We start from the raw sequence: 25,049 nt of genomic DNA, 5'->3' as shown, positions 1-25,049 counted from the left end.
GTTAAATGAGCAAAAATAAACAGGATCTGGGTCCATCCCGCAGAAAACAGTTTCAGACGTATTTTCAGTTTTCACTTATAGCAATTTGCTTTGTTATAATCTTTGTTCTATTTTATGCCTGTACCAGTAGCGGCAAGAATGATATAGACTATACTGACGCAAAGGTGATACAGATGGACGAACCTGCCGATGACAGCCCTGTGGTGGTTTTTGAAACAAACAAGGGAACTTTCAAGGCTGTGCTTTTTCCTGATGAAGCACCGAACTATTGCAAGTTTTTCACTGGACTTGTGGAAAAGGGCTACTATGACGGCACTTATGTGAGCATGGTGCAGGACGGTGTGTATTTTATAGGCGGAACAAAGCAGGCTGACGGTCAGACAACTTCTGACACTGACACTACCACTATCGAGGCGGAGTATTCAAAAAACCTGTGGCCTTTAAAAGGTGCGCTTTGTGCATACACTCAGGAGCAAGGTCACTTGTTCAGCAAGAAGAAGGTTTCAAACAGCTATCTTCTTTTTGTTGATAACTATGACCTTACCGAGGAGGAGCAGGCGGAGCTTGACAGCAAGCTTGCAGACAGCAACAATATCCCTGAGGATATCACCGATGCTTTTGAGAAATATGGCGGTGTGCTTAATTTCTCTCAGCAGTATACTGTTTTCGGTCAGGTTTATGATGGCTTGGATATTTATGACGAGATATGCGGTGCTGATGTGGCTGACTCTGAGACGCTGAAGCCTAGGGAGGACATACAATTCACAAAGGTGTATATGTCTACCTACGGAGAGAATAAAAACAGCAATGCTTTTGCAGGCAGTGCGGATAGTTCTGAGGTTTCTGAGAGTGCGGTCGACAGTGCAGACACAAGCTCGGAGATGTAATTTAATCATATCAATTAAAGCGAACGGGTGGATGCCTGTTCGCTTTTTATATTCACTGAAAATTCATTATTTATTTGTTTATTTCACTATAAATTTGTATTAAGCTCTGCTATACTACTCTTTAGAACATAAAGATTTTAACATTGTTTTCGTATGAACCAAGGCTTAAAATCAGAAGATTTTATACTTAATATAAGAATATGAAACATGAATTTATTATATTAGGCATGACGGCTTATATTGTAAATTACATTAATAACGTTAGCTGAGCCACAGTTCTTGACTTTATGAGCTTATTGTGGTAAACTTAAAACCAAGTCCATGTGTGAAAAAAATTCCGCAGTGCCTGGATTTTATGTGCGTTGAGCCGAGAGTTGAGCTTTCAAGGGTGTTGGACGATATTAACGAATTTTTTAGTAACAGAATAGGCAGGAAAGTCCTGTCTTTAAAATAGGAGGAAATTTTATGAGCGAATACAAGATCTATTCATTGCATATGGGTAAGGCAAAATGTGCTGTTGATTTGGGCGACGGCTCTGAGCGTGGAGAGTATGTAAATCAGGATTATATTCTCAACAAAATGGGCAGACCACACAGAAGCATAAGCCTTATGTACTGCTACTATCCGCTGGATAAGGAGTTCCCCGGAAGAATTTCTGAGGTAATGAAAGACGAAGATGTTTCTTTTGCATGGGATTATCCATATGATGATTATTTCACGTACAAGGGCGGTCTTGAGGGCAACACAGAGGGCGAGCCTTTTACCTTCATGAGAGATGTAAGACGTCATGGACAGGACGTTACACTCACACTCACAGTTGACCCACACGTTTCAGACGAGCAGCTTATCGCTATCGCAAATGACCTTAGACCTTTCGGCAGACTTCTTCTGAGAATAAACCATGAAGCTACAGGCAACTGGTTCTCATTCAACAAGAGATGCACTTATCAGGAAGTTGCTGATTTCTACTGCCGTTTCAATAAGATACTTAAAGAGCATGCACCAAACGTTTCTACTATTCTTTGTATCGGTGGCATTGAAGATCTTAACAAGAAAGAGATCGAAAAGGAAGCAGAGTTTTCACAGGCTGTCAAGGAGACAGACATCTGGTCTGTTGACAAGTACATGGCTCTTCACTGGGGTTGGCCTTATGACGTTGCTGAAAGAGGCGGCACAAGCCACAGCAGAAGCAAGGTCAAGGACATATACAATATGACAAAGCGTTCTTTTGAGAGATTCAAGGAGATAAACGGCGGCGTTACAAAGCCAATGGTAATGAGCGAGTTCAACGCTGACGGTGATGTTACAGGTCCATACGATCAGGCAGCAATGGTAAAGGAATTCTGCGATATGCTCAAGGCTGACGGCGAGAGCTGGTTCTCAGGATTTACTTTCTATCAGTTCAGAGACAGAGGACGTCTTGGTCTTGAGATTCAGGACCCTAACTATGCTGACTGCGGTATCGAGCAGCCTGTTATGAAGACATACAAGGAGATTATCCACGATGATTTCTTCAAGCCTGCAATGACAAGAGGCGACGAGGTTACACTGCCATGCACGCTTCGTTGGGGCGGTTCTGAGGACGCAGAGGGTCTTGAGATCCCTCTCCACTTTGAAAAGAATCCACACTTCTGCGAGGTTACATTTGATGATGATTCAAACATCATGATGGAGATAAACGGCAAGTGGTTCTATAAGTCACCTGAGGCAAAGACGATCGACCTTATGGCAGCTTTCTTTGAGAAGCCGCTGGAGGGTGAGGCTGATCTGACTCTCAGACTTTTTGCTCCTCCTGCAAGCGGTGAGAATGATCTGTCTATTGAGGACGGACTTATGAACAGCTACACAGAGATCAAGAAGCTTCCTGATATCCGTATCAGATTCGAGCCAGTTGAGCTTTAATATCCAAAAATTTAAGGGACGGTTTTGCCGTCCCTTTTTGTGTGATATTTCGGCTTATATAAACGAGTGTAGGTAAACGGGCGAACAGTGTTCGCCCCTACAATAAAAAGCCGTTTGCTGTACAAAAATTCGTACAGTAAACGGCTTTTTTTGGTTATTTATCACACGGTGCTTGTCTTGACATTATCTGCATTGCGGCTTTAAGACCGTCAACGGCGGCGGACATTATGCCTCCTGCATAGCCTGCACCCTCGCCGCAGGGATAGAGATTTTCCACTGAGAGAGATACCATATCTGCGTTTCGTGTAATGCGAACAGGGGAGCTGGTACGGGTTTCAGGTGCGGTGAGCATTGCACCTTTATCGCCGAAGCATTTCATTTTCCGTGAGAAATTCTGCAAGCCGCCCTCCAGCATATCAGTCACGAATTTAGGAAATACATCACGAAGCTCTGTCGCCTTACAGCCAAGTGCGTAGGTGGGTGAAACTGTGCCTGCTATTTCAGGCTTGCCATCAAGAAATCCGCCAACTGTCGTGCCTGCGCCTTTATATGAGCCTGTAAGAGTATAAGCTTTTTGCTCTATAGACCGTGCGAAAGCCACTCCGTCAAGCGGGCAGTGACCAAAGTCGTCAGGGGTAACGGCCACAACTACTGCAGCGTTTGCGTTTTCACCGTCACGGGCAAACTCGCTCATGCCATTTGTGACAGTGCCTCCGCTTTCGGATGCCGACGGCACAACTGTACCGCCCGGACACATACAAAAAGTGTAAACACCTCTGCCGTTTTTATCACGCCATGAAAGCTGATACTCGCCCTTTGGAAGAAGTGGATTGCCTGCATGGTCGCCGTATAAGCTTTCGTCAACAGCCGCCTGCTTATGTTCTATTCTTGCGCCAACAGAGAACGGCTTAGGTTCCAGAAAGATGTTTTTGCACTGCAAAAGCTCAAAAGTATCCCTTGCGGAATGACCAATAGCAAGTATAACGGCAGACACTTTTTCGTCCTTTCCGCTTGCCGATATAGTCTGCACTTTGCCGTTAGCGATAGCCAGGTCAGTGAGAGCAGTGTCAAATCTTACCTCGCCCCCAAGCTCTATTATCCTTTTTCGGATAGCCGTGACGATATTTCGCAGATTGTCAGTGCCGATATGCGGCTTAGCTTTGGTGAGTATCTCTTTCGGCGCACCGAAATCCACGAAGCGTTCAAGAACATATCTGCAAAGAGGGTCTTTTATTCGTGTGGTGAGCTTGCCGTCAGAAAATGTGCCTGCACCACCTTCACCGAATTGCACGTTGCAATTGGTGTCAAGCTCGCCTGTGAGCCAGAATTTCTGTACCGATGCAGTGCGTTTTTCCATTGAGCTGCCACGCTCTAAAATAATCGGTCTATATCCCTGCTCGGCAAGGGCAAGTCCTGCAAACATTCCTGCTGGTCCAAAACCTGCAATGACAACTTTGCCCTCTGCTTTTTCTGTGGATATGACAGGCTTGTAAACACTGCGCTCAACATAGGTCAGGGAAGTGTTCTTCTCACAAAGCTTCTTTTCAAGGTCGGCACTGTCAAGTGTCACGAAAACTGAGTGGACAAAGTGAATGTCGTTGCGCTTTCGTGCATCAAGAGAACTTTTGTGTATCTCGCAGTCTATGGCGTGCTTTGAGGCACTGCCTAGCTTTTTCAGAGCGGTGGAGATAACTTCCTGCTCTGTTGCGTTAAGGGGGGAACTTATTTGATTTACTATTATTGGCATATATCCTCCTGCGTTTTTACCGAAAAATCGGGACGAATAGATCGTCCCGATAAAATCCTATTAGTCTGAAACAACTATCTGTATCTCGTTTTTGCCGAAACCCCAAACGTTGTTGTAGGTCGGTGAATAGATTATAGCCTCTCGAGCATAAGAACCAGAGTCAATTATGTCGCTGAGATTGACCTCAGCGTATAAGTCGCTGTCTTTAAGATTGTTTATCACATCTTCAGGACCGTAGACCTTGACGTTTGTGAGCTTTTTTGTTTCTATCTCAGTGGACTTGCCTGACGGCTTGCCCGTTGCGATGATATGGTCTGATGTTATGGTGAACTCCTTCGAGGTGTATCCATCTGAGTCAAAGGATACACGAACGTTTTCATCGCCATTCATATTGATCTCACCTGAGTTGAGAGGGATCTTGAAGCTGAACACCTTTGCAAGGTTTATCTCTGAAAGTTTTATGGAGCCGATAGTGAGCGTTTCTGTATCTGAGTCGTCAAGATTTGGCGATACCACAGAAATCTCTTCCTCGGAAAGCTTCAGTGGCAGGGAGTTGACATCAAAATTATCCGTACAATTAGAGATATCTACCTTTAGCTTTGCTGTCTTTTTCTTGTAGATAACAAAATTCACATCGACAGACTTCGTATCCTTGACTTCTATTTTAGATGGATCAACAACGTTGTCGTCATCGTCATAGAATACGATATCCTGTGTGTTGATAGTCGTGTCCTCGGATATTTTCTTTGATTTTGAGATCTGTGCCACTGCTTTGCTTATGTTGTCAAGGTCATTTTTCGGACCTTCAACTGTTATCTCGCTTGGAGATGTAGTAGTTTCTTTAAGGATATAGCCCTCCTCAGCGCTTATGAGCGGGGCTTCTGCGGTGAGTGGGATAGTCTTTGTGGTAAGTCTGTCAAACTCCACAGAAACAGTGTCAGGGTTGACAGAAACTACAGTTACCTTGTCTGTGGAATGTGATGACTTGACATCAATGTCAAGGTCGTAGGTACCCTCTTTTGTTACGTCATCAAGATTGACAGTTGCCACAAGATCTGCGGCAGTATAGCTGCCTATCTCATAGTTCATGCCTTTTATCTCAACGTCTACGGAGATATCCTTATAGTTGAGTGCGGAAAGTCCTTTTTCTTTTGCCTGCGTTCCGTCAAGTGAGAACACAACAGGGACGTTTGTTATAGTCTTGTTTATTGTAGGATACTGAGTGATAGAAAGGGCGAACCATATTATTACAGCAATGATTATGGAAAGTATTCTCAGACCAAAGTCTGCACCATGGCGATTTTCTTTTTTAGCCTTTTTTACTTTTTCCATTTTGAAATCACCCTTCCTGCAAAAGAATTTTCTCTAATGGAATTAGCGTCCTTTTCAGGCAAAAGACGATTGTCCAGAAGCCTTTTCAGAGAGTCCTTTGAATATCCTCTGGTAAGCTCTCCGTTTTCGGCAACTGAGATGTTGCCTGTTTCCTCAGATACCACGACGACTATTGCGTCAGAGTTTTCGCTCATTCCGATAGCTGCACGGTGTCTTGAACCGAGTTGTTTGTTTATAAGTTCGTCTTTCTGCGGCCTTGGCAAGAAACAGCCTGCCGCAAGTATTATTCCGTCTCTGATTATTACAGCACCATCATGGAGCGGTGTATTCGGGAAGAATATGTTTCCGAATATCGCTGTTGAAGGTATGCAGTTGAGTATCGTTCCTGTAGCTATCTGTTCACCAAGCTTTGTCTTTCTCTCACAGATTATAAGCGCACCTGTTTTGGTGGAAGAAAGACTTGCGGCAGAATCACATATAGCGTCAATAGCTTTTTTCCAATGTTCGGTGTTGTCGTCAGAGTCACTTGAGCTAAAGAAATTAAAGCCGCCCAGACTTGTTCGTCCAACCTTTTCAAGAACACGTCTGAGTTCAGGCTGAAACATTATGATAAGAGCAAGGAAGCCCCACTGGAAGCAGATCTTCAGCAAAAATCTGATAGTTTGCAAATTAAAGAATACTGCAAGCAGGTAGCAGCCTATAAGTATAAGGATACCTTTTGTGAGCTGCTGCGCCCTTGTTTCGCGAATAAGCTTTATGCCGTGGAATATCAGAAAGGAGAGGATAGCAATATCGACAATGTCATTAAGACTATTGATGTAAAAACGCCCCAAATAGCGTTTATAACATAAGCGATACTGTCAAGCATAGTTCACACCCTTTCGATAATTTCTGTAAATGTAATGAAAAAAACAAAACAAATACAGATGATTTTATATATATTAATAGTATATCATATTTTTTCACAAAGTACAAGGGTTGAACAAGATTTTTTTTAATAAAAAGCGGACCTTTTTTCAGTCCGCTTTTATATCAGCTCTCTTTTGGTAGATAAAATCTTCCTGAGAGTTTTTGTGTTTTTACTTCGTTTATGAAGGCTTTCGGATCGGCTTCTTTTACAGCGTGTATGACCTTTTTGGTCTGTGCCGCTGATACTACTGAATAGACGATCTGTCTCTCGCAGTGTTCATAAGACCCCTCGCCGTCAAGTATGGTCGCGCCATGCTGGCTCACTGCATAAATAGCGTCTGCTATCTCTTTGGGTTTGTTTGTTACGATAAGCAAGGTGCTTTGCTGGAATTTTTTGTAGAGCATATGCAAAACGGTTGTTGAAGCATATTGAAAGATGATAGAATACAGTGCTTTGTCCCAGCCGAACATAAAGCCTGCAACGCACAATATGACCGCATTGAAGCCAAGTATAACATTGAAGGTGTCCATATTGCTTTTCTCTGAAAGATAAATGGATATAAAGTCCGTTCCACCTGATGTTGCACCACGATTAAGGCAGAGGCTAATGGCAACGCCGTTTATCATTCCTCCGAAGATGCTTATGAGAAGCACGTCCTGAGTGATTATGTGGTTGGGGATAAGGTCGGTGAAAAAGCTGTTGAGCAGTATCATCACGCAGGAAAAAGCCGTGAACTTTTTGCCGATAAATCTGAAACCGATATACACAGGGATTATGTTCAGAGTTATGTTTATGATGCTGAACGGAAGCATTATGCCTGCAAGCTGTTTCACTGCACGCTGTATGAGTATGGACATTCCTGTCATTCCGCCTGGGTAAAGGCCGCCTGTGTTTACAAAGGTCTTTGTGTTTAGCGCCATGAGAAAGGCGGCGACAGTCACGGCGATAATTGTGAAAATGTCTTTTCTGATATCTTTTTTCATGGCTTTGCCACTCCTTTCATATTCAGCAATTATTCTCCTTTAAGCTCGGCAAATTTTTTCTGCATGGTAGGGTTATTTTTGGTAAGGCTCTTGATAGTGAGAGCGTCAGCCTTTTTATTAGCAAGGCGCAGATTGTTTTCTGATGAAATAAGATTTTCTTTTATCTTTGTGAGATGTGCTATAGACTTGTCTATTTCTGTGATAGCTTCGCCAAAACGTCTGCTTGCAAGTTCATAGTTTCGGGCAAAGCCCTCCTTGAAAGTGTTGATGTTTTGCTCAAACATTGTGATGTCGATATTCTCATTGCGCACCTTTTCAAGCTCTTCCTTATAGGAAGGGTATTCATGGCGGCATTTCTCAGAATGGTGATTATCGGTATAAAGCACTGAGGTCTGACTACATACATTTTATCATAAGCATATGAAACATCTGTTATGCCTGCGTTATAAAGCTCGCTGTCGCTTTCCAGAAGTGAAACAAGTACAGCGTATTCACAATTTTTCTGATGTCTGTCCTTGTCAAGCTCTTTGAAGAAATGCTCGTTCTTTTTCTTGGTGGAGGTGGTGTCCTGCTCGTTTTTCATTTCAAACATTATGGATATTATCTCCACACCGTTTTCATCACATTCACGGTAGATAAAGTCGCCCTTGCTTCCTGAGCTTGCGTCGTTATCCTTGTCAAAATAAGCGTTTCTGAATGCGGTAGCTCTTATCTTGTTGAACTCGTTCATGCAGTGCTGTTCAAGGCTCTCGCCCACCATTTTTGTAGACAGACGGCTTTTTAGGTCTTTGTAGTATGCGATAGCTTCGTCCTTACTTTTTATCTGTGCATTAAGCTCTGCGATAGTGGAATTTTTCTCACTTTCCACTTTTGAAAGTGCAGTGGTAAGCTCCAAAGCCTTTTCAGTATCCTTATTTTTGATATCCGTTTCAAGACGTGTTATCTCCGCTTTATATTCATTTTCTGACTTTTGCATTTGCAGAGTATGCTCAGAATTGAGCTGCTGTATCTGCATATCACGCTGGGATATCTCCTGCCTGAGCTTATCCTTTTCGCTGTTGAATTGCGATCTTGCTTTCTCCACAGCCATTGATATGGCAAGTTCTTTTTCTGTGGTCATAGATTTGGTCTGAGCGGTAAGCTGTGCGATAAGCTTTTCGTTTTGACTTATCTGCTCCTTTAGCTGTTCAAGCGTTTTTTCATACTCGGCTCTTGTGCTTTCCTGAGCCTTTGTGACAGCGAGTGTCTTTTCACTCTCACCGTTAGCCGCAGCTGCTTTCAGCTTTTGTATCTCCATATCCTTATCATTGACAGCCTTTGTATACTTGCTGTCAAAATCAAGCTTAGCAAGCTTTAAAGCCTTGTCTTTTTCATCAGCCACACGCTTGTCAAGCTCTTTATCAAACTCAGCCGTTTTTACCTGTGCCACGATAGCCGCATAGCCCTGTTCATCAACTTTGAATACTTCTCCGCAGTGGGGACATTTTATTTCAGACATTTTATGTACCTCCGATTTCTTGTTTTTTCTTTAATATGATTATACCATATTTTATTCTCCTATACAAGAAATGAAGAAGATTTTTTTACGACAAAAAAGCAGGAACGTAAAAATCACGCTCCTGCCAATTTGTTGAAAAGCCCAATAGTTAGCGAGCGACCAAAGGTTGCCCCTACATAAAATAGCTACGTCATTTGTAGGGGACGGCGCCCTCGACGTCCCGCTTGCTTGTTTTTTTCAGCACTCTCAGCAGGAACGTAAAAATCACGCTCCTGCGAAAATTTAGCCGAGTATTTTCTTTATATCTTCTTCAGGGGTGCTGATAGGTGTAAGCTGGAACTTATCCACCAAAACGTCAAGCACGCCCTTTGAAACGAATGCAGGGAGGGTCGGTCCGAGGTAGATGTTCTTTATGCCCAATGAAAGCAGGGTGAGAAGTATGCACACTGCCTTTTGCTCATACCATGAAAGCACAAGCGTCAGCGGCAGATCGTTTACTCCGCAGTCGAACGCCTCGGCAAGTGCGAGGGCTATCTTTATGGCTGAGTATGCGTCATTGCACTGTCCGCAGTCAAGTATCCTTGGTATGCCGTCGATAGTGCCAAGATCCATATCGTTTATGCGGTATTTTCCGCAGGCAAGGGTGAGGATAAGACTGTCAGGCGGTGTGAGCCTTGCGAAGTCTGAATAGTAACTTCTGCTCGGTGACGCACCGTCACAGCCGCCTATGAGGAAGAAGTGCTTTATCCTGCCCTCTTTCACAAGGCTTATTATCTTTTCGGCATTTGACAGCACTGCGTTGTGTGCAAAGCCTGTTGTTACTGTGTGACCGCCGTTCATGCCTGTCATTTCTCTGTCCTCGTCATAGCCGCCGCACTCAATGGCTTTTTCTATAACAGGCGTAAAATCCTTGTCGTCGCCAATGTGCACAAGCTCAGGATATGACACGATAGAGGTGGTGAAAACTCTGTCGCAGTAGCTTTGACGAACAGGCATTATGCAGTTTGTTGTGAAAAGTATCGGTGCAGGGATATTGTGAAATTCCGACTGCTGATTTTGCCAGCCTGTGCCGAAATTGCCCTTTAGCTGCGGATAGGCTTTGAGCTTTGGATAACCATGGGCAGGGAGCATTTCACTGTGGGTGTAGATATTCACTCCTTTATCTTTGGTCTGCTCAAGGAGAAGTTTCATATCGTGTAGATCATGACCGCTCACGACGATAAAAGGCCCTTTTTCAATGGTCAGTGGAACTTCTGTAGGGACAGGGTCGCCGTATGCGTCAGTGTTTGCGGCGTCGAGAAGTGCCATACATTTCAGGTTCACATTGCCTGTTTCAAGCACCAGCCCCAACAGCTTTTCAGGGTCGTTCTCACTGCCTATGGCACGCAGAGCCTTGTAGAAAAAGCTTGTCACCTCGCTGTCAGTTTTGCCAAGTGCATGTGCGTGATAAGCATACGCCGCCATACCCTTTATTCCGAAGAGGATAAGTGATTTCAGCGAGCGGATATCCTCATGATCGTTCCACAGTTTTTTCATGTCGTAGTCATCAAACTTCTGAGAGTTGATGCGGTTTCGCTCAATGTGTATCTCCTCTGTGAGCTGTTTTATGGTGACATTATTGAAGTTCACGTTCGTGATAGTCGTAAAAAGCCCTTTGAGTATGAGCATATCTGTTTTTTCAGTTGACGAGCCATTTTCTGCTGCGTTTGCAAGGGCGATAAGTGCACCGATAAGCTCGTCTTGATAAACTGCTGTATCGGCTTTTTTGCCGCATACGCCTACTTTTCCGTCACAGCCTGTGTTGTGTGCAGTCTGCTGACACTGGAAACAAAACATATCTTTCATTGGTAAGACCTCCGTATATTTGTGATAGGTCTATTATGTACCGATATGTGAAATTTATTCCTGCGTTTTATGAGAAAAACAGCCTAACTGCAAGTGCAGAGAACACAAATCCCATAAGGTCTGAAAGGCACGCCGCCGCAAATACTGAGGGATAAGCCTTTTGTTTTATGGCTGAAAAATATACTGCTATGGTGTAGAATGTCGTTTCCGTTGACCCCATTAAAACGCTTGCCACACGTCCGCTGTAGCTGTCAGGGGAAACGCTTGAAAGAATGGTTTCAAGGCAGGCGAGTGCGCCGCTCCCTGAAATGGGTCTGACTATGGCAAGGGGTATGCACTCTTCCGGAAAGCCCAGAAAGGTGGTCACAGGTCGGAGCAGTTTTGCTATAATATCAGCTGCTCCTGATGATGTGAACATTCCCACTGCTGTCATAAGCAGAATGAGCATTGGTATCAGCCCCACGGCGATTTTGAGGTTTTCAGTCGCACCCTCGCAGAACACGTTCACTATATCCACCTTTTTCACAAGCCCATAGCAAAGTATAAAAACCATAAGCGCAGGCACGAAAATGTCACCGAAATTCATGGCGTTCGTCCTTTCTGAGGTTGAGGGCATAGACCATAAGACAGCCTGCGGTCACGGAGATAAGGGAGGAGAAAATGATAGCAGGTGTTACGTCAAAGGGGGATACTGCACCGTGTTCAAGGCGCATTGCCGCAATGGTGGAGGGGATAAGCTGAATGGAAGCTGTGTTAAGCACCACAAGCATAGAAATGCACTTCTTTCGTGCCGCAGGCGGAAGCTTCTGCATGGCTTTCACGGCGGCTATGCCTGAGGGTGTGGCGGCATTGCCTAATCCTAAAAGGTTTGCGGTCAGGTTCATTGTCACGGCATTCATGACCTCAGGGCAGTGTGCGGCATCTCTGAATAGTAGCCTTGTGACAGGGGATAGCATATGTGCAATGACCGCTGTTATGCCAGCCTTTTCACATATCTTAATAAGTCCGCCCCAAAGACACATCGAGCCACTCAAGTATATGACAAGCTCCACCGCTTTGTTACAGCCTTCAAGAGAAGCCACTGATACTGCTGTCATGTCGCCTTTAAGAAAACCGCATAACAAGGCGGATAGGGACAATATCACAATTATTACGCTTAATATAATTAACACTCCTTTCAATTAGTATTCATATCAAGTTAATATATAAAAAACTTTGACAATAAGTGTGAAATTTTGGTGATAACGCTTGACAAATGTAATTATGTTTGTTATAATATGTTTATCATAAGATTTATGTTAAATGAAATACTATTTTTGTGTTTCAAATTAATTTAAAGGGGATTGATTTTATGAAATCTACAGGAATTGTAAGAAAAGTTGACGAGCTTGGAAGAATAGTTCTTCCTATCGAGCTCAGAAGAACCTACGACCTTGCTGTTAAGGACGCTATCGAGATCTATACAGATGATGACAAGATCATTCTGAAGAAGTTCCAGAGAACTTGTATCTTCTGCGGAAGCGGTGAAGAGTGCGTTGAATACAAGGGCAAGACAATTTGTGCAGCTTGTATGGCAGAGCTCAAGGGTGAAGCTAAGTAATTACATATTTGTAGTAATATTATGAAACAGACAGGACGGACATGAAAGTGTTTGTCCTGTTTTTATTTTATGTGATAGAAAAAGCGTGTATGCAAAAAAACATACACGCTTTTTTATATTATAAGCTTTTTGAAATCATCTTCGCTGCCATTAAATACCGTCATGTGGAGATATTCGCCGCTTTCATAGAATGAGAATTTTACACGGTTGGTATAAGTCCAAAACGTCCAATCCATATCCTCGTCAGGCTTTGAAAACAGGCTCTCATACCATATCTTGTCCTTGTTAAATCTGCTGTCTGAAGCAACGATGTTTTTGTACGTCCGTTCTGTGCAGTATATGACAGGTCTTACGCCGTATTGCTTTTCTATCCTGTCGCAGAAGTCTGCAAGGTTATCTGCGGCTTCGTAATAGTCAGGTGGCAAAATTCTGTAAAGTCCTCTCAGTCTTACCTCCACTGCAGGGATAAGCCTGCCGCTTAGATCCTCGCCCACAGCATTTATGAAATGCTCTGCCTGCTCAGTGCCGTCAGTATCAAGCTCAAGCACATGATATGCTCCCACTGATATATCAGTGTCCTTTGAGCCGTTCCAGTTGTCACGGAACGCACCGTCCTCAAAGGTAGAGCCTTTGGTGGCTCTTATATAGGCGGTCTGGATATTCTGCTTAGCAAAACTCTTCCAGCGTATCTCACCCATTGACTCTGTTACAACAGGTCCTCTTATTGGATAGTCACGCTTTTTCGGCTCATTGAACCACAGTCTGCCTGTATACAAAAGCACCGCAAGGTTTATCACAAGCACAACTGCACACAGTATTATCAGCCGTTTTACGAGCTTTTTCAGAAATCTGTGACGCGGCTTTTCTTCCTCGTATACCTCGTAATTTGTGTAGTTTGAAAGGTCACGATTGTCATACTCGCTGTCTATTTTGTTTATAGCTTCCTTGTCAAGCTTGAATTTCTTGCTGCGTTTCATTAGCAGTATCCTCTCGGTTAAATTCCTCAGAATTTGCGATAAGCTCCGCAAAGGTATATGTGTCAAGCTTGTTCCTTACCATTTCAGATATCTCGTTAAAAGCTTTCTGATAACAGCAGATACCGTCTGCACCTCTGTTGCAGGTGCAGTCTGGGGAAAGACATCTTGAAAAATAATATGTACCCTCTATGGCTTCAAGAACGTCTTTCAAGGTAAGCTGTGCAGGGTCTTTATTTATGATATAGCCCCCCTGCGTGCCTTTATATGACTTCACTATATCAGCCGCAACAAGCTTTCTCAGTATCTTCAGCGCAAATCGAAGTGTAACGCAGGCATCATTGGAAATGGTTTTTGCGTCCATTTTGTCTTTTTCGCGGCATAGAACGGATACTATTCTTACTGCGTAATCCGCCTCAAGTGTTATAAACATTTATTTCCTCCGAAACTTAGTCAAGATAATCTCTTACCTTGTTGCTCCTGTTAGGGTGACGGAGCTTTCTGAGAGCCTTTGCCTCTATCTGACGTATTCTCTCACGGGTAACGTTGAACTGCTGACCTACTTCTTCAAGAGTTCTTGAACGTCCGTCCTCAAGACCAAAACGCAGTCTGAGCACCTTCTCTTCTCTCTCTGTAAGAGTGGAAAGCACCTGATTTATCTGCTCTTTAAGAAGCACAAGTGAAGCGGCTTCTGCCGGAGCCGGAGCGTCATCATCAGGGATAAAGTCGCCAAGATGTGAGTCCTCCTCCTCACCGATAGGTGTTTCAAGAGAAACAGGGTCCTGAGCGATACGCATTATCTCTCTTACTCTTTCAACGCTCATATCAAGCTCTTTTGCTATTTCCTCTGGTGACGGATCATGACCGTTCTTGTGGAGAAGCTGTGAGGATACTTTCTTTACCTTCGTGATAGTTTCTACCATGTGTACAGGTATTCTGATAGTTCTTGCCTGATCGGCGATCGCTCTTGTTATAGCCTGTCTTATCCACCATGTGGCATATGTGGAGAATTTGAAGCCCTTTGTATAGTCAAATTTTTCAACGGCTTTGATAAGTCCCATGTTGCCTTCCTGGATAAGGTCAAGGAAGCTCATTCCTCTGCCCACATATTTCTTTGCGATAGAAACAACAAGTCTGAGGTTTGCTTCTGCAAGTCTTTTTCTTGCTTTTTTAGCGTCCTTTTCATTGCCGCTAGACATCTTTTCTGCAAGCTGTATCTCCTCCTCGGAGGTAAGAAGCGGCACTCTGCCTATTTCCTTAAGGTAGATCTTAACCGGGTCGTCGATAGCGATCCCGTCAGTTGAAAGGGAAATATCAACGCCGTCCTGATCCAGATCGTCTTCCGGGTTTACCATGTCAAGGCTGTCGTCGGTGATGATATCATCAATTATCTCAATGTTATTTGCGGCACAGCTATCATAGAAGCTGTCCATTTGCTCGACGTCATAGTCGAGCTTTTCAAGAGCGTCAGTTATCTCTTTTGTAGTGAGCTTGCCTGTAGTTTTGCCGTGTTCCATAAGGTTATCAAGTATCTGTTTCTTGTCTGTCATTTCAAACACTCCAATCTCAATTTTTACATCGGTTGATCTTTGCTAATTCTTTTTGCGCATTTCTTCAAACTTTTTGAAGAAGTCATCGTCGGATATATCCTCCTGTTTCTCCTTCGGCTTGTAGTTTAAAAGCACATTTATATAATCCTCAGCGACCTTGGCGTCAATGCCCAGTTCGCTGTATTTTTCCAGTATCTCCGTTATCTTACCCACTTCCTCGGGTGAAAATTCACCATTAAAAGATGATACAGAGCAATCCTGCAGATCGGTTATCTTGCTCGTCAGGCTTTCGTAAACACGCCTATTGAAGCTGGTAACGAATTTGTCGGGCGGAAGCTTTTTGAGAACATCTCCGCAGGCGTCATGATTATTGTAGAGATAATATATGATACCCGCTTCGGCGGCGGATTCTCGTCTGTGTTCATTGGCTTCGGGGTTTATGGTGTCACGCTTGTCAGCGAAGGTTATAGTGCGAGTCCATTCCTTTTTGCTATACTGATAGCGACGGTTTTTAAGTATAGCATTAAGTTCTGCATTGACAGTTGTGATGCTCACATTCTGTTCAGCCGCCACCTTTTTTGCGTATATCTCACGCTCAGTAGGGGAGCTTATATCCGCAAGGACTTTATAGGCTTTTTTGAGATAATCTATCCTGCCTATATCAGTGTCCATATCAATGCCGTCTTTGCATTTTTCTAGCTCAAACTCTATTGCACCGTCTGATTTTTTCAGCAAATGGCGAAAGTGGTCTGCTCCGAATTTGTTTATGTACTCATCAGGTCTTTGCACCGTTCATTTTTATAACGGTGGTCTTAAGACCGGTTTCACCTAGAATTTTTATTGCTCTCGTTGTGGCTTTCTGACCTGCGCCATCTGCGTCATAGCATATGACAACGTTGTCTGCATAGTTGGATATTATCTTCGCCTGCTCAGGGGTGAGCGCAGTTCCGCAGGAAGCTACGGCATTCTCAAAGCCTGCCTGATTAAGGGAAATAACGTCAAGATTACCCTCGCACAGAAGAATGGTCTTATCTTTCACTGCGGCGTTTTTGGCGAAGTTCATGGAGAAGAGAAATCTGTTTTTTGAATACACAAGGGTATCTTTTGAGTTAAGGTATTTTCTCTTATCGTCAGGTGTGAGCGCTCTTCCGCCAAAGCCCACTATATGACCTGCAAGGTCGATAAAAGGGAACATTGCACGATTTACGAAGAAATCGAACGTATTTCGGGTATTCTTCTGTGAACGTGAGATAAGCGAGCCTTGCTCTAATTCTTCCTCGGTGAAGCCTTCGGAGAGCATATAGCTTTTCAAGGCAGACCAACTGTTTGGAGCAAAGCCCATTCCATATTTCTTTATGGTTTCAATACTGAGCTTACGTTTGTTTATAAGATAGTCAAGACATTCCTTGCCCTGTGGTGTCTTTAGCTGATGATAGAAAAACCTTGCGGCTGTTTTGTTCATTTCATAGAAGCGTTTTCTGGTATCGGTGCGCTTGCTGTCATAGCCGTTATCCTCCGGAAGCGGCACTCCGCCACGTTCTGCAAGTAGCTTGACAGCTTCCCAATAGTCCAGATTATTGTACTTCATTGTAAAAGTGATAACATCTCCGCCTGCTCCGCAGCCAAAGCAGTGAAAATACTCTTTGTCAGGGTGAATATGGCAGGACGGGGTTTTTTCGTTGTGAAAAGGGCAGAGGCAAACATAATCTCTGCCTGTTCTTTTGAGGGTGACGTAGCTGCTCATGACCTCTGCGATAGGGTTGGCAGCTTTAAGTCTTTCTATAAAATCTATAGGCAGCGGCAAATTTCTTCCTCCTTGGGTATGCGCTAATACTTTGTCCACCCCAATGGGATAAACAGATTTTTAAAGGTCTCAATGGCAAAGCCGTCTGTCATGCCTGATATGTAATCGCAGATAGCACGGTCAATTCCGAACTGATAGGCGAGATTCATATAAAAGGCAGGCAGCTTTTCGATATGATGAACATAATAGTCATAGAGCTTTGCTATCATGTCTTTAGCCTTGACTTCTTCTGATTTGCACTTTGGATTTGTGTACACAAAGTCAAACATAAATCTATGCAGTGCAGTGTAGGCGTCACTCACTTCGTCGTCCATATGCAGGTTTTCAGCTCCGCCCTTGATAAGCGAGGTCACAAGAGTGGTTATCCTCTCAGACTTGGATCCGCCAAGAACCTTTGTGATGTTTTTCGGGATATCCTCCTCGGTCATAATGCCTGCACGAACGGAATCGTCGATATCGTGATTTATATAGGCGATAACGTCTGCAAAGCGCACAACATATCCCTCTTTCGTGTCGGCTATCATGTTAGTGTGCTTTAATATTCCGTCACGGACTTCTTCTGTGAGGTCAAGACCCTTGCCGTCTTTTTCCAAAATATCCACTACACGCAGGCTTTGCTCATAGTGGTGAAAGCCGTCAGGGCTAAGCTCGTTGAGAGCCCTTTCTCCTGCATGACCAAAAGGCGTATGTCCAAGGTCATGACCCAGTGCGATAGCTTCGGTGAGATCTTCGTTGAGCCGCAAAGCCCGTGAGATAGTCCGTGCGATCTGACTTACCTCAAGGGTATGAGTAAGTCGTGTTCTATAATGGTCGCCTGCAGGGGACAGATAGACTTGAGTTTTATGCTTCAGCCGTCTGAAAGAGTTGCAGTGAAGTATCCTGTCACGGTCACGCTGGAAACACGTCCTCAGCGGACAAGGTTCGCAAGGCTCTTTACGCCCTTTTGAATCATCAGACAAGCAGGCGTTTTCGCTCAGAAATTGTTTTTCAAACAACTCGGTTTGTTCTCTCGGCAGCACAAAAATTCCCCCTTACAGTATATAAAACATACTAACTCTATATAATATATACTATAATAGTTCAAAAAACCTTTATTTTTACATAAAGGCTGAATGTTTTTGTATGATCGCACAAATTTCATGCAAAATCAGCAAGGAGATTTGTTTCTTCTGACAATTCAAGCTTGCCGCAGGATATATCCGTAAGCTGCTTTTTTAGCTTGTCTGATAATTCAGACTTCACAAGAAACGCAAGATTTACAGAATCGGCAAAGTCCTCTTTTTCCATTATCACGCCATATTCAGGCAACGCATAGCTGACCTTGCCATAAAGTGTATAGTCGCAGGAAAAGGATATTCTTGAACACTCACACATTTTCATTTTTCTTGCAGCGTTCACCGCCATTGAACAACCCTGAGAATAGGCTCTTGTAAGACCGCTTGCCCCCAAAAGTATTCCACCGAAATATCGTGTTACCACCACACAAACGTCTGTAAGCCCGGATTTGTTTATTACATCAAGCACAGGCACTCCGCCTGTACCCTGCGGCTCACCGTCGTCGCTGTATCGTGAAACGTTTCCCTCTCTCAACACATAGGCATAGACGTTGTGCCTTGCCTTGCGGTTTTCGGCTTTTATTCTGTTTATGAATGCGACAGCCTCATCAGCGGTGCTGACAGGTGCGATATGCCCGATGAATTCGGACTTTTTCTCCGTAAAGCTCGCCTGAGCTTCCTCATAGATTGTTGTATATCCCATTTGGTTTCCTCATATAAAAGAAAAAAGGAACGGAATTATCCGTTCCCTTTGAAAATTAGTCAAGATTAAATCTCTTCTTGAATCTGTCAACACGTCCGCCTGTATCTACGAGCTTCTGCTTACCTGTGTAGAATGGGTGGCACTTAGAACAAATTTCAACCTTGATATCCTTCTTTGTAGAACGAGTATGGATAACATTACCGCATGCGCAAGTAATTGTTGTTTCCTCATACTTTGGGTGAATTCCTTCTCTCATTTGACTTCCTCCTTCCAAACTAAAATTATGACTCATAGAAGCCCATCATTTCAGTTTAGACAGTAGTTCTATGTAGTATTTATCAATATGCTGAACAAATCAGCTTTATTATTATACCATTATATACGTCACTTGTCAAGCACTTAACACTTTTTTTACATTTATCCTGCTCATTTCGACAAAACAAAAAGGCAACCCATCGGCTGCCCTTTGCTTGTGTAAAAATTTTGGAGAGGATGAAACGAGCTAAGAGTTTGATCTTAGTGTTTACATTCTTTTTTCTTTCTCTGTTCTACATTACATATTATAGCCTTTAGGGGCTGTAACTTCAAGAACAGACAAGTTACATTTCACTACAATACTGTTACAAATTATTTCAATTTGTAACTTTAAAATAACCTTAAATTTTCCTCAAAGCAGCCTTATTATTCGTGGTCAACTCCGTATGCTGCACGGTATTCCAGCATTTTGTCAAGATACTCTTTGCCCTCAACAACACCGTCCTGAATAGCCTTGATGATATCGTTGATGTTTACGATAGAGTATACCTTTACGCCAAAGTCTTTATAAGCCTGTTCAACAGCTGAAAGGTCAGTATCCAGTGCCTTTTCCATTCTGTCAACTGTTATCACCATGCCTGTTACGTTTACGTCTGCGGCACTTTTGAGCTTTGGCATTGACTCTCTGAGAGCCTTGCCAGATGTCATAACATCGTCGATGATTATTACCTTTTCTCCGTCTGCAAGCTTCTTTCCAACGAACATTCCGCCCTCGCCGTGATCCTTAGCTTCCTTTCTGTCAAAGCAGTAAGAAATGTCAATGCCATACTTTGTTGCAAGCGCGATAACGGCTGAAACAGCAAGAGGGATACCCTTATATGCAGGTCCGAAAAGTGTTTCAACAGGTATTTTGTTGTCAGCTATGCAGTCAGCGTAAAAGCCGCCCAGCTTTGCAAGCTGTTCACCAGTTTTATAGTTTCCGCAGTTGATGAAATATGGAGCTTTTCTGCCGCTTTTAAGAGTGAAGTCGCCAAATGTGAGAACTCCGCTGTCTACCATAAATTTTATAAATTCTTCCTTGTAGGTCATATTGAACTTCCTTTCAATTATGTTACTTTGATTATACCACATTTTTCACGGCTTTGCAAGGTTTTTTTGCCTGCCGAACATAAGCCCGTGAGAGCCTGTGGCAAGGCAGAAAACACCGTGTTCACGCATATCGCCGCATATTGAGTGTATAACACCGTATTGCTGACTGTTGGTATTTATACGTGCGAAGCTTTCGCCCAGATCATCAGAAATATAAAAGCCGTATTCGCCACTGATATTTCCTGTGACATACATTGCAGGAGTTTCTTCAAGCCCTTTTCCAAAGCCTATGCAGTTTATCCTGTCCTCAGGGAGAATATCACTTATACCCACGCTGTCACTCTTTATCTCGAAGCGGTAAAGTCCTTCTATGCCGTTTGCAAGCCAGAATACTCCGCTTTTATCTGGCTGTCTTGAAAGCTGATAGTGAGCGTATCGCGGACACTTTATGTCCGTTTTTATGGACACTTCTCTGAAAGTTGCACCTTTGTCACGGCTGATGTAAAGTCCAAGATTTTCTCGTTCTGCTATGGCGAAGAAAAGATCGCTGTTGTAATAGTCCGAGAATATTTTTACGTTGTGTTCATCTGCTGAGTTTCCGCTGCTGTCCGTAAAAATGGACTTTTGCCATGTTTTGCCCTCATCGTCGGTATAGCAGACAGCCTTGTTAGAAAAGCCTCTGCCGCCTGCAACAGCCCACATTATGCGTTTGCCGTCGGCAGATATCGCTGTCCAACCTGAGTCTACATTAGGCTTTTCGATGTTGTCAAGCCTTTTGTCTATAAACTCAGAAAACCCACGGGGCATTGGAAGTCTTTCCCATGTTGAACCGCAATCTTTGGATAAGATCAGACCACCTTTTGTTTTGCCCGTCCAGTTGCCACGGGGAGTTGCGACGATGTATTCGGGGTCGCTGAGGGTGAGATCAGCATTAAGGCAGGTGATGTAGCGGTCGCCATTTTCGTTTGCAAAGGAATTTTCGCACTCACTGTCATAGTCTTTAAAGGCAAAGCCGCCAAGGTCGCCAATGATATCTATAATGCGATTCCTGCCATGGGGAGTGGTGTATACATTAAGGTGAACAGTTTCCTCGATGCCCTCGCAGAATGGTTTGACAAGCACAACTCCGCTTGCAAGACCTGTTATCATGAACAGACCTGTTCCTGTGTTGAACAAGGCTGTGTCGCTGTCAAAAGGTGAAAGCTTTATGTCGCTTATCCAGTGGACACAGTTTCCGCCGCCGTTGTATCGTGGTTTCATGTATGGGATATTCCAATCGAAGCGGCTATATTCAAGCCTGTTCATTATTATCTTCCAGCTTTCACCGCTGTCGGTGCTTGTATAGATCATATCTCCGCCATTTTTTCGGCAGACAGTTGATAGCAAAAGCATTTTGCCGTTGGAACATATTCCGCTGTAGCCGCATGGGACATGGTCCTCGGGGGTGATGTCTTTGTTAAAAACAGGCACGCCATTTTCGATGCGGTATCTGTATACCTTGCCGCCTGAAAGCGAGCCTGTGTCGCAGGCATAAGCACCCATGCCACCGTAGAATACTTCTCCGCTTGAAGCAAAAGTGATGTATATATATCTGCTGTCACTGGTGATACGCTGTGGCACGAAGCCATAATAGGAGGAGTTTTCGTATTTCACAGGGTCGGGGGCGGTGAGGGGAACGAAGCTTTTCAAGCCGTCTGTGGAGCAATACAGAGTGTGATCTCTTGTTACACCGTCAGGGGAGTTTGCTTCACCTGAACAGCCTGCGATAAAAAGTTTGCCCTCACTGTCTGTCCATATAAGCGAGATGTTTTTCTCACCAAACAGGTCTATGCTTTGCCAGCTTTCGCCCATATCCTCAGAATAGATAATACCTGCGGTCTGAGAGCCGAAATACAGCCTGCCGTTTTTATAAATAAGTCTGTCACCTGTGGCTCTGCCAACTTCGTTTCCGTGAACGCTGCATGGCAGTGTCTTTTGTATTATATTTTCTCCATTGTCATCAGATATGCAGAGATAATTTGAGCGTTTATCTCCGCAGGTGAAAAACAGCTTATTTGGGTCGTTTTCGTCAAGGGCTATTGCAAGGGGATAGGTCTGTGCAGGGTCGTCTGCGGTAACTTTGTCTGCCAGATACGCCCAAGTTTGTTTATCAAAGTCATAGCGATAAACGCCACCGATGTCGGTGCGTATATAGAGTGTTTTGCTGTCGGTGGGGTGGAAAGTGATACCTGTCACAAAGCCGCCTCCGCCTATTTTCAGATTGCCATATTCGTATTTGATAGGTGAAAGAATTTTCATATATTTCTCCGTTACCATTCGATAGTAGAAACGTCAACAGGGTCTTTATTTATCTCGACCTTATCCACCTTGCTGTTTTTGACGGTTATAACTCTGTCAGCCATTGGTGCGATTGCGGAGTTGTGGGTTATGACTATAACTGTCACACCGTCATTTCGGCAGGTATCTTGCAAAAGTCTGAGGATATTTTTACCTGTGTTGTAATCAAGAGCACCCGTTGGTTCGTCGCAAAGAAGAAGCTTAGGATTTTTCGCCAATGCTCGTGCGATAGAAACACGCTGCTGCTCGCCGCCTGAAAGCTGGGAGGGAAAGTTGTTCATTCTGTCCTCGAGTCCCACTTTTTTCAGCACTTCTTCAGGCTGTGAAGCATGAGCGCATATCTGTGTGGCAAGCTCTACATTTTCCTTAGCAGTAAGATTATTAACAAGGTTATAGAATTGAAAAACAAAGCCTATGTCATATCTGCGGTATGTTGTGAGCTGCTTTTTATTAAAAGTGGCAATGTCCTTGCCGTCAACAAGGATCTTGCCCTCGTCGCAGGTATCCATGCCGCCGAGCATATTAAGTATAGTAGTTTTTCCTGCACCGCTTGCGCCTACTATAACAGCAAATTCGCCTTTTTCTATCTCAAATGAAACACCGTCTGCGGCATTTATGGTTATCTCGCCCATTTTGTATCTTTTATAAACGTTCTCGAATTTTACAAAGCTCATAGTCTGCACCCCCATATTGTCTTTACGTTATTGTATCACAATAATATGAACATTTCAAGGGCTTTTGCTACTTGAAATGGTGGAAGTGATATGTTATAATTGTATCTGAAACAGGCGTGAGCCTCACATTTTGACAAGGAGAGATATAAATGGAATTTCAGAAGCTTATTGAAAGCAGAAGAAGCATAAGAAAATATGACGGCAGTAAAAAGGTAACAAAAGAGCAGATAGAAACTCTTATAGCTGCTGCAACAGAAGCACCATCGTGGAAAAACTCTGAAACTGCAAGGTATTACTGTGTTCTCAGTGACGAGATGACAAAGAGGGTAAGAGAGGAGTGCTTGCCTGGATTTAACAGAGAAAGGTCTGAAAATGCGGCGCTTCTTGTAACGACTTTTGTACATACAAGAGCAGGTTTTGACAAAGAGGGTGATCCTGATAATGAAGTCGGCAATGGCTGGGGATTTTACGATCTTGGTCTGCACAATGAGATACTTCTTCTCAAAGCGGCTGAGCTTGGCTTAGGTTCGCTTGTAATGGGCATCAGGGACGGAGAAAAGCTCCGTGAGGTGCTTGAAATACCTGAAAGCGAGATCGTAGTATCGGTTATAGCCGTTGGCTATCCTGCAGAAGCCCCTGCTAGACCTAAAAGGAGAGCTGTTGAGGATATTGCAAAGTTCTTTTAATATGGGAGTTATGCAGTTTTTTAGCTTGTATTTGTGATATTGACCTTCCTGCGCTTTAGTTTGGTCGTCAGACCTTTCTTACAGCATGGGGAGGTCTTTTTGTGCGTAAAATAAGGCGTTAGAACAAAATCTAACGCCTTACTGATATTCTTTTGAACACGAAGTCTTATCGTTGTTCGCATTACAAGACTTGTGAAGTGGCTAAAACCTTACTTCATAGCCTCTTCAACTGCAACTGCGCAAGCAACTGTAGCACCAACCATTGGGTTGTTGCCCATGCCGATAAGACCCATCATCTCAACGTGTGCAGGAACTGAAGAAGAACCAGCAAACTGAGCGTCGCTGTGCATTCTTCCCATTGTATCTGTCATACCGTAAGAAGCAGGACCAGCAGCCATGTTATCTGGGTGCAGAGTTCTACCTGTTCCTCCGCCTGATGCAACTGAGAAGTACTTCTTGCCCTTTTCAAGTCTTTCCTTCTTGTATGTACCTGCAACTGGGTGCTGGAATCTTGTTGGGTTTGTTGAGTTACCTGTGATAGAAACGTCAACATTTTCTTTCCACATGATAGCAACGCCCTCGGTAACATCGTTAGCACCGTAGCAGTTTACCTTAGCTCTCAGACCATCAGAGTATGCCTTACGGAATACTTCCTTAACTTCGCCTGTGTAGTAATCCATTTCTGTTTCAACATATGTGAAGCCGTTGATTCTAGCGATGATCTGTGCAGCGTCCTTGCCAAGACCGTTAAGAATAACTCTCAGAGGCTTTGTTCTAACCTTGTTAGCCTTCTCAGCGATACCTATAGCACCCTCAGCGGCAGCGAATGATTCGTGGCCTGCGAGGAATGCGAAGCACTCTGTATCCTCTTCAAGAAGCATCTTGCCGAGGTTACCGTGACCAAGACCAACCTTTCTCTGGTCAGCTACAGAGCCAGGGATACAGAAAGCCTGAAGTCCCTCACCGATAGCAGCAGCAGCGTCAGCAGCTCTTGTGCAGCCCTTCTTGATAGCGATAGCGCAGCCTACTGTGTAAGCCCACTTAGCGTTCTCAAAGCAGATAGGCTGAATGCCCTCAACGAGCTTATAAATGTCAAGACCCTTAGCCTTGCATACGTCAGCACACTCTTCGATAGTGTTGATACCGTACTGATTGATAACAGCAAGGATCTGCTTTTCTCTTCTCTCATATGATTCAAATAAAGCCATTGTAACAAAT

The 25,049-nt window shown here is 43.8% G+C and carries 23 protein-coding genes and 1 pseudogene; 4 read left to right on the top strand and 20 right to left on the bottom strand.

Annotated elements, in window-relative coordinates; genetic code table 11:
- The first annotated feature begins 5 nt into the window (after positions 1-5).
- The gene (locus DW793_RS01255; protein WP_118156834.1) at positions 6-887 is read left to right on the top strand and encodes a peptidylprolyl isomerase; all 882 of its coding nucleotides are present in this window, start codon (positions 6-8) and stop codon (positions 885-887) included.
- Positions 888-1,352: 465 nt separating this feature from the next.
- Positions 1,353-2,789 carry a hypothetical protein gene (locus tag DW793_RS01250; protein WP_118156833.1) on the top strand — a complete coding sequence of 479 codons (1,437 nt, stop codon included), beginning with the start codon at positions 1,353-1,355 and terminating at the stop codon, positions 2,787-2,789.
- Between the two features lie 154 nt (positions 2,790-2,943).
- On the opposite strand, the gene DW793_RS01245 is transcribed toward DW793_RS01250, so the two are convergent.
- From DW793_RS01245 to DW793_RS01210, 8 genes and pseudogenes are all read right to left on the bottom strand, one after another.
- The gene (locus DW793_RS01245; protein ID WP_118156832.1) at positions 2,944-4,536 is read right to left on the bottom strand and encodes an NAD(P)/FAD-dependent oxidoreductase; all 1,593 of its coding nucleotides are present in this window, start codon (positions 4,534-4,536) and stop codon (positions 2,944-2,946) included.
- A gap of 60 nt (positions 4,537-4,596) precedes the next feature.
- The gene (locus DW793_RS01240; RefSeq protein ID WP_118156831.1) at positions 4,597-5,868 is read right to left on the bottom strand and encodes a CdaR family protein; all 1,272 of its coding nucleotides are present in this window, start codon (positions 5,866-5,868) and stop codon (positions 4,597-4,599) included.
- Positions 5,856-6,701, bottom strand: a complete 846-nt coding sequence (gene cdaA, locus DW793_RS01235; protein WP_118156830.1) for a diadenylate cyclase CdaA — start codon at positions 6,699-6,701, stop codon at positions 5,856-5,858. The genes DW793_RS01240 and cdaA overlap by 13 nt, the downstream gene beginning before the upstream one ends.
- 199 nt (positions 6,702-6,900) lie before the next feature.
- A complete protein-coding gene (locus DW793_RS01230; protein WP_117863264.1) occupies positions 6,901-7,761 on the bottom strand; it encodes a YitT family protein in 861 nt (286 codons plus the stop codon).
- A gap of 29 nt (positions 7,762-7,790) precedes the next feature.
- A pseudogene (locus DW793_RS14980) lies at positions 7,791-8,737 on the bottom strand (DUF2130 domain-containing protein).
- Between the two features lie 804 nt (positions 8,738-9,541).
- The gene (gene hcp / locus DW793_RS01220; RefSeq protein ID WP_118156829.1) at positions 9,542-11,104 is read right to left on the bottom strand and encodes a hydroxylamine reductase; all 1,563 of its coding nucleotides are present in this window, start codon (positions 11,102-11,104) and stop codon (positions 9,542-9,544) included.
- Positions 11,105-11,171: 67 nt separating this feature from the next.
- Positions 11,172-11,690, bottom strand: coding sequence for a spore maturation protein (locus DW793_RS01215; protein ID WP_041337233.1), 519 nt, complete (start codon positions 11,688-11,690; stop codon positions 11,172-11,174).
- Entirely contained in the window at positions 11,677-12,249 is a 573-nt protein-coding gene (locus tag DW793_RS01210) for a nucleoside recognition domain-containing protein (protein WP_147342140.1), read from the bottom strand. The genes DW793_RS01215 and DW793_RS01210 overlap by 14 nt, the downstream gene beginning before the upstream one ends.
- A gap of 206 nt (positions 12,250-12,455) precedes the next feature.
- Between DW793_RS01210 and DW793_RS01205 the strand changes: the two genes are divergently transcribed.
- Positions 12,456-12,704 (top strand): AbrB/MazE/SpoVT family DNA-binding domain-containing protein, encoded by a 249-nt coding sequence (locus DW793_RS01205; RefSeq protein WP_022288275.1) that lies wholly within the window; start codon positions 12,456-12,458, stop codon positions 12,702-12,704.
- Between the two features lie 113 nt (positions 12,705-12,817).
- Here the strand turns inward: DW793_RS01205 and DW793_RS01200 are convergent, their stop codons facing one another.
- The 11 genes from DW793_RS01200 to DW793_RS01150 form a co-directional block, all read right to left on the bottom strand.
- Entirely contained in the window at positions 12,818-13,681 is an 864-nt protein-coding gene (locus DW793_RS01200; RefSeq protein ID WP_118156827.1) for a glycoside hydrolase family 25 protein, read from the bottom strand.
- A complete protein-coding gene (locus tag DW793_RS01195; protein WP_022288277.1) occupies positions 13,653-14,111 on the bottom strand; it encodes an RrF2 family transcriptional regulator in 459 nt (152 codons plus the stop codon). Before DW793_RS01195 ends, DW793_RS01200 begins: the two co-directional genes overlap by 29 nt.
- A 16-nt stretch (positions 14,112-14,127) precedes the next feature.
- Complete coding sequence (gene rpoD / locus DW793_RS01190; protein ID WP_022288278.1) at positions 14,128-15,228, bottom strand: RNA polymerase sigma factor RpoD; 1,101 nt, start codon at positions 15,226-15,228, stop codon at positions 14,128-14,130.
- A 42-nt stretch (positions 15,229-15,270) separates the two neighbouring features.
- Positions 15,271-16,017 (bottom strand): hypothetical protein, encoded by a 747-nt coding sequence (locus DW793_RS01185; RefSeq protein WP_252969600.1) that lies wholly within the window; start codon positions 16,015-16,017, stop codon positions 15,271-15,273.
- On the bottom strand, positions 16,004-17,032 hold the full coding sequence (dnaG, locus tag DW793_RS01180) for a DNA primase (protein WP_181988258.1): 1,029 nt from the start codon (positions 17,030-17,032) through the stop codon (positions 16,004-16,006). The genes DW793_RS01185 and dnaG overlap by 14 nt, the downstream gene beginning before the upstream one ends.
- 23 nt (positions 17,033-17,055) lie before the next feature.
- The gene (locus tag DW793_RS01175) at positions 17,056-18,051 is read right to left on the bottom strand and encodes a deoxyguanosinetriphosphate triphosphohydrolase (protein ID WP_118156824.1); all 996 of its coding nucleotides are present in this window, start codon (positions 18,049-18,051) and stop codon (positions 17,056-17,058) included.
- Between the two features lie 118 nt (positions 18,052-18,169).
- Positions 18,170-18,790 carry a YigZ family protein gene (locus tag DW793_RS01170; RefSeq protein WP_118156823.1) on the bottom strand — a complete coding sequence of 207 codons (621 nt, stop codon included), beginning with the start codon at positions 18,788-18,790 and terminating at the stop codon, positions 18,170-18,172.
- Positions 18,791-18,845: 55 nt separating this feature from the next.
- Positions 18,846-19,046 carry a 50S ribosomal protein L31 gene (gene rpmE / locus DW793_RS01165; protein WP_022288282.1) on the bottom strand — a complete coding sequence of 67 codons (201 nt, stop codon included), beginning with the start codon at positions 19,044-19,046 and terminating at the stop codon, positions 18,846-18,848.
- 425 nt (positions 19,047-19,471) lie between these two features.
- Entirely contained in the window at positions 19,472-20,134 is a 663-nt protein-coding gene (gene pyrE, locus DW793_RS01160; protein ID WP_118156822.1) for an orotate phosphoribosyltransferase, read from the bottom strand.
- A gap of 45 nt (positions 20,135-20,179) precedes the next feature.
- Positions 20,180-22,432, bottom strand: coding sequence for a sialidase family protein (locus DW793_RS01155; RefSeq protein ID WP_118156821.1), 2,253 nt, complete (start codon positions 22,430-22,432; stop codon positions 20,180-20,182).
- An 11-nt stretch (positions 22,433-22,443) separates the two neighbouring features.
- Positions 22,444-23,145 (bottom strand): ABC transporter ATP-binding protein, encoded by a 702-nt coding sequence (locus tag DW793_RS01150; RefSeq protein WP_171028866.1) that lies wholly within the window; start codon positions 23,143-23,145, stop codon positions 22,444-22,446.
- 149 nt (positions 23,146-23,294) lie between these two features.
- On the opposite strand from DW793_RS01150, the gene DW793_RS01145 reads away from it, so the two are divergent.
- Complete coding sequence (locus DW793_RS01145) at positions 23,295-23,831, top strand: nitroreductase family protein (protein ID WP_022288286.1); 537 nt, start codon at positions 23,295-23,297, stop codon at positions 23,829-23,831.
- 209 nt (positions 23,832-24,040) lie between these two features.
- On the opposite strand, the gene DW793_RS01140 is transcribed toward DW793_RS01145, so the two are convergent.
- Positions 24,041-25,039 (bottom strand): GGGtGRT protein, encoded by a 999-nt coding sequence (locus DW793_RS01140; protein ID WP_022288287.1) that lies wholly within the window; start codon positions 25,037-25,039, stop codon positions 24,041-24,043.
- Between the last annotated feature and the right edge of the window lie 10 nt (positions 25,040-25,049).

It is taken from the genome of Ruminococcus sp. AM31-15AC (assembly GCF_003462045.1).
Classification (GTDB): Bacteria; Bacillota; Clostridia; order Oscillospirales; family Ruminococcaceae; genus Hominimerdicola; species Hominimerdicola aceti.
This window is presented reverse-complemented; position numbering and strand designations above follow the sequence as displayed.

What these genes read in the sequence shown, in the direction of transcription:
- DW793_RS01205 (WP_022288275.1), top strand. Translation starts at nt 12,456, where the DNA reads ATGAAATCTACAGGAATTGTAAGAAAAGTTGACGAGCTTGGAAGAATA.
- DW793_RS01230 (WP_117863264.1), bottom strand. Translation starts at nt 7,761, where the DNA reads ATGAAAAAAGATATCAGAAAAGACATTTTCACAATTATCGCCGTGACT.
- DW793_RS01215 (WP_041337233.1), bottom strand. Translation starts at nt 11,690, where the DNA reads ATGAATTTCGGTGACATTTTCGTGCCTGCGCTTATGGTTTTTATACTT.
- pyrE (WP_118156822.1), bottom strand. Translation starts at nt 20,134, where the DNA reads ATGACCTACAAGGAAGAATTTATAAAATTTATGGTAGACAGCGGAGTT.
- DW793_RS01170 (WP_118156823.1), bottom strand. Translation starts at nt 18,790, where the DNA reads ATGGGATATACAACAATCTATGAGGAAGCTCAGGCGAGCTTTACGGAG.
- DW793_RS01145 (WP_022288286.1), top strand. Translation starts at nt 23,295, where the DNA reads ATGGAATTTCAGAAGCTTATTGAAAGCAGAAGAAGCATAAGAAAATAT.
- rpmE (WP_022288282.1), bottom strand. Translation starts at nt 19,046, where the DNA reads ATGAGAGAAGGAATTCACCCAAAGTATGAGGAAACAACAATTACTTGC.
- DW793_RS01140 (WP_022288287.1), bottom strand. Translation starts at nt 25,039, where the DNA reads ATGGCTTTATTTGAATCATATGAGAGAAGAGAAAAGCAGATCCTTGCT.
- DW793_RS01195 (WP_022288277.1), bottom strand. Translation starts at nt 14,111, where the DNA reads ATGTTTATAACACTTGAGGCGGATTACGCAGTAAGAATAGTATCCGTT.
- DW793_RS01200 (WP_118156827.1), bottom strand. Translation starts at nt 13,681, where the DNA reads ATGAAACGCAGCAAGAAATTCAAGCTTGACAAGGAAGCTATAAACAAA.
- hcp (WP_118156829.1), bottom strand. Translation starts at nt 11,104, where the DNA reads ATGAAAGATATGTTTTGTTTCCAGTGTCAGCAGACTGCACACAACACA.
- DW793_RS01240 (WP_118156831.1), bottom strand. Translation starts at nt 5,868, where the DNA reads ATGGAAAAAGTAAAAAAGGCTAAAAAAGAAAATCGCCATGGTGCAGAC.
- DW793_RS01250 (WP_118156833.1), top strand. Translation starts at nt 1,353, where the DNA reads ATGAGCGAATACAAGATCTATTCATTGCATATGGGTAAGGCAAAATGT.
- DW793_RS01155 (WP_118156821.1), bottom strand. Translation starts at nt 22,432, where the DNA reads ATGAAAATTCTTTCACCTATCAAATACGAATATGGCAATCTGAAAATA.
- rpoD (WP_022288278.1), bottom strand. Translation starts at nt 15,228, where the DNA reads ATGACAGACAAGAAACAGATACTTGATAACCTTATGGAACACGGCAAA.
- DW793_RS01245 (WP_118156832.1), bottom strand. Translation starts at nt 4,536, where the DNA reads ATGCCAATAATAGTAAATCAAATAAGTTCCCCCCTTAACGCAACAGAG.
- DW793_RS01150 (WP_171028866.1), bottom strand. Translation starts at nt 23,145, where the DNA reads ATGAGCTTTGTAAAATTCGAGAACGTTTATAAAAGATACAAAATGGGC.
- DW793_RS01255 (WP_118156834.1), top strand. Translation starts at nt 6, where the DNA reads ATGAGCAAAAATAAACAGGATCTGGGTCCATCCCGCAGAAAACAGTTT.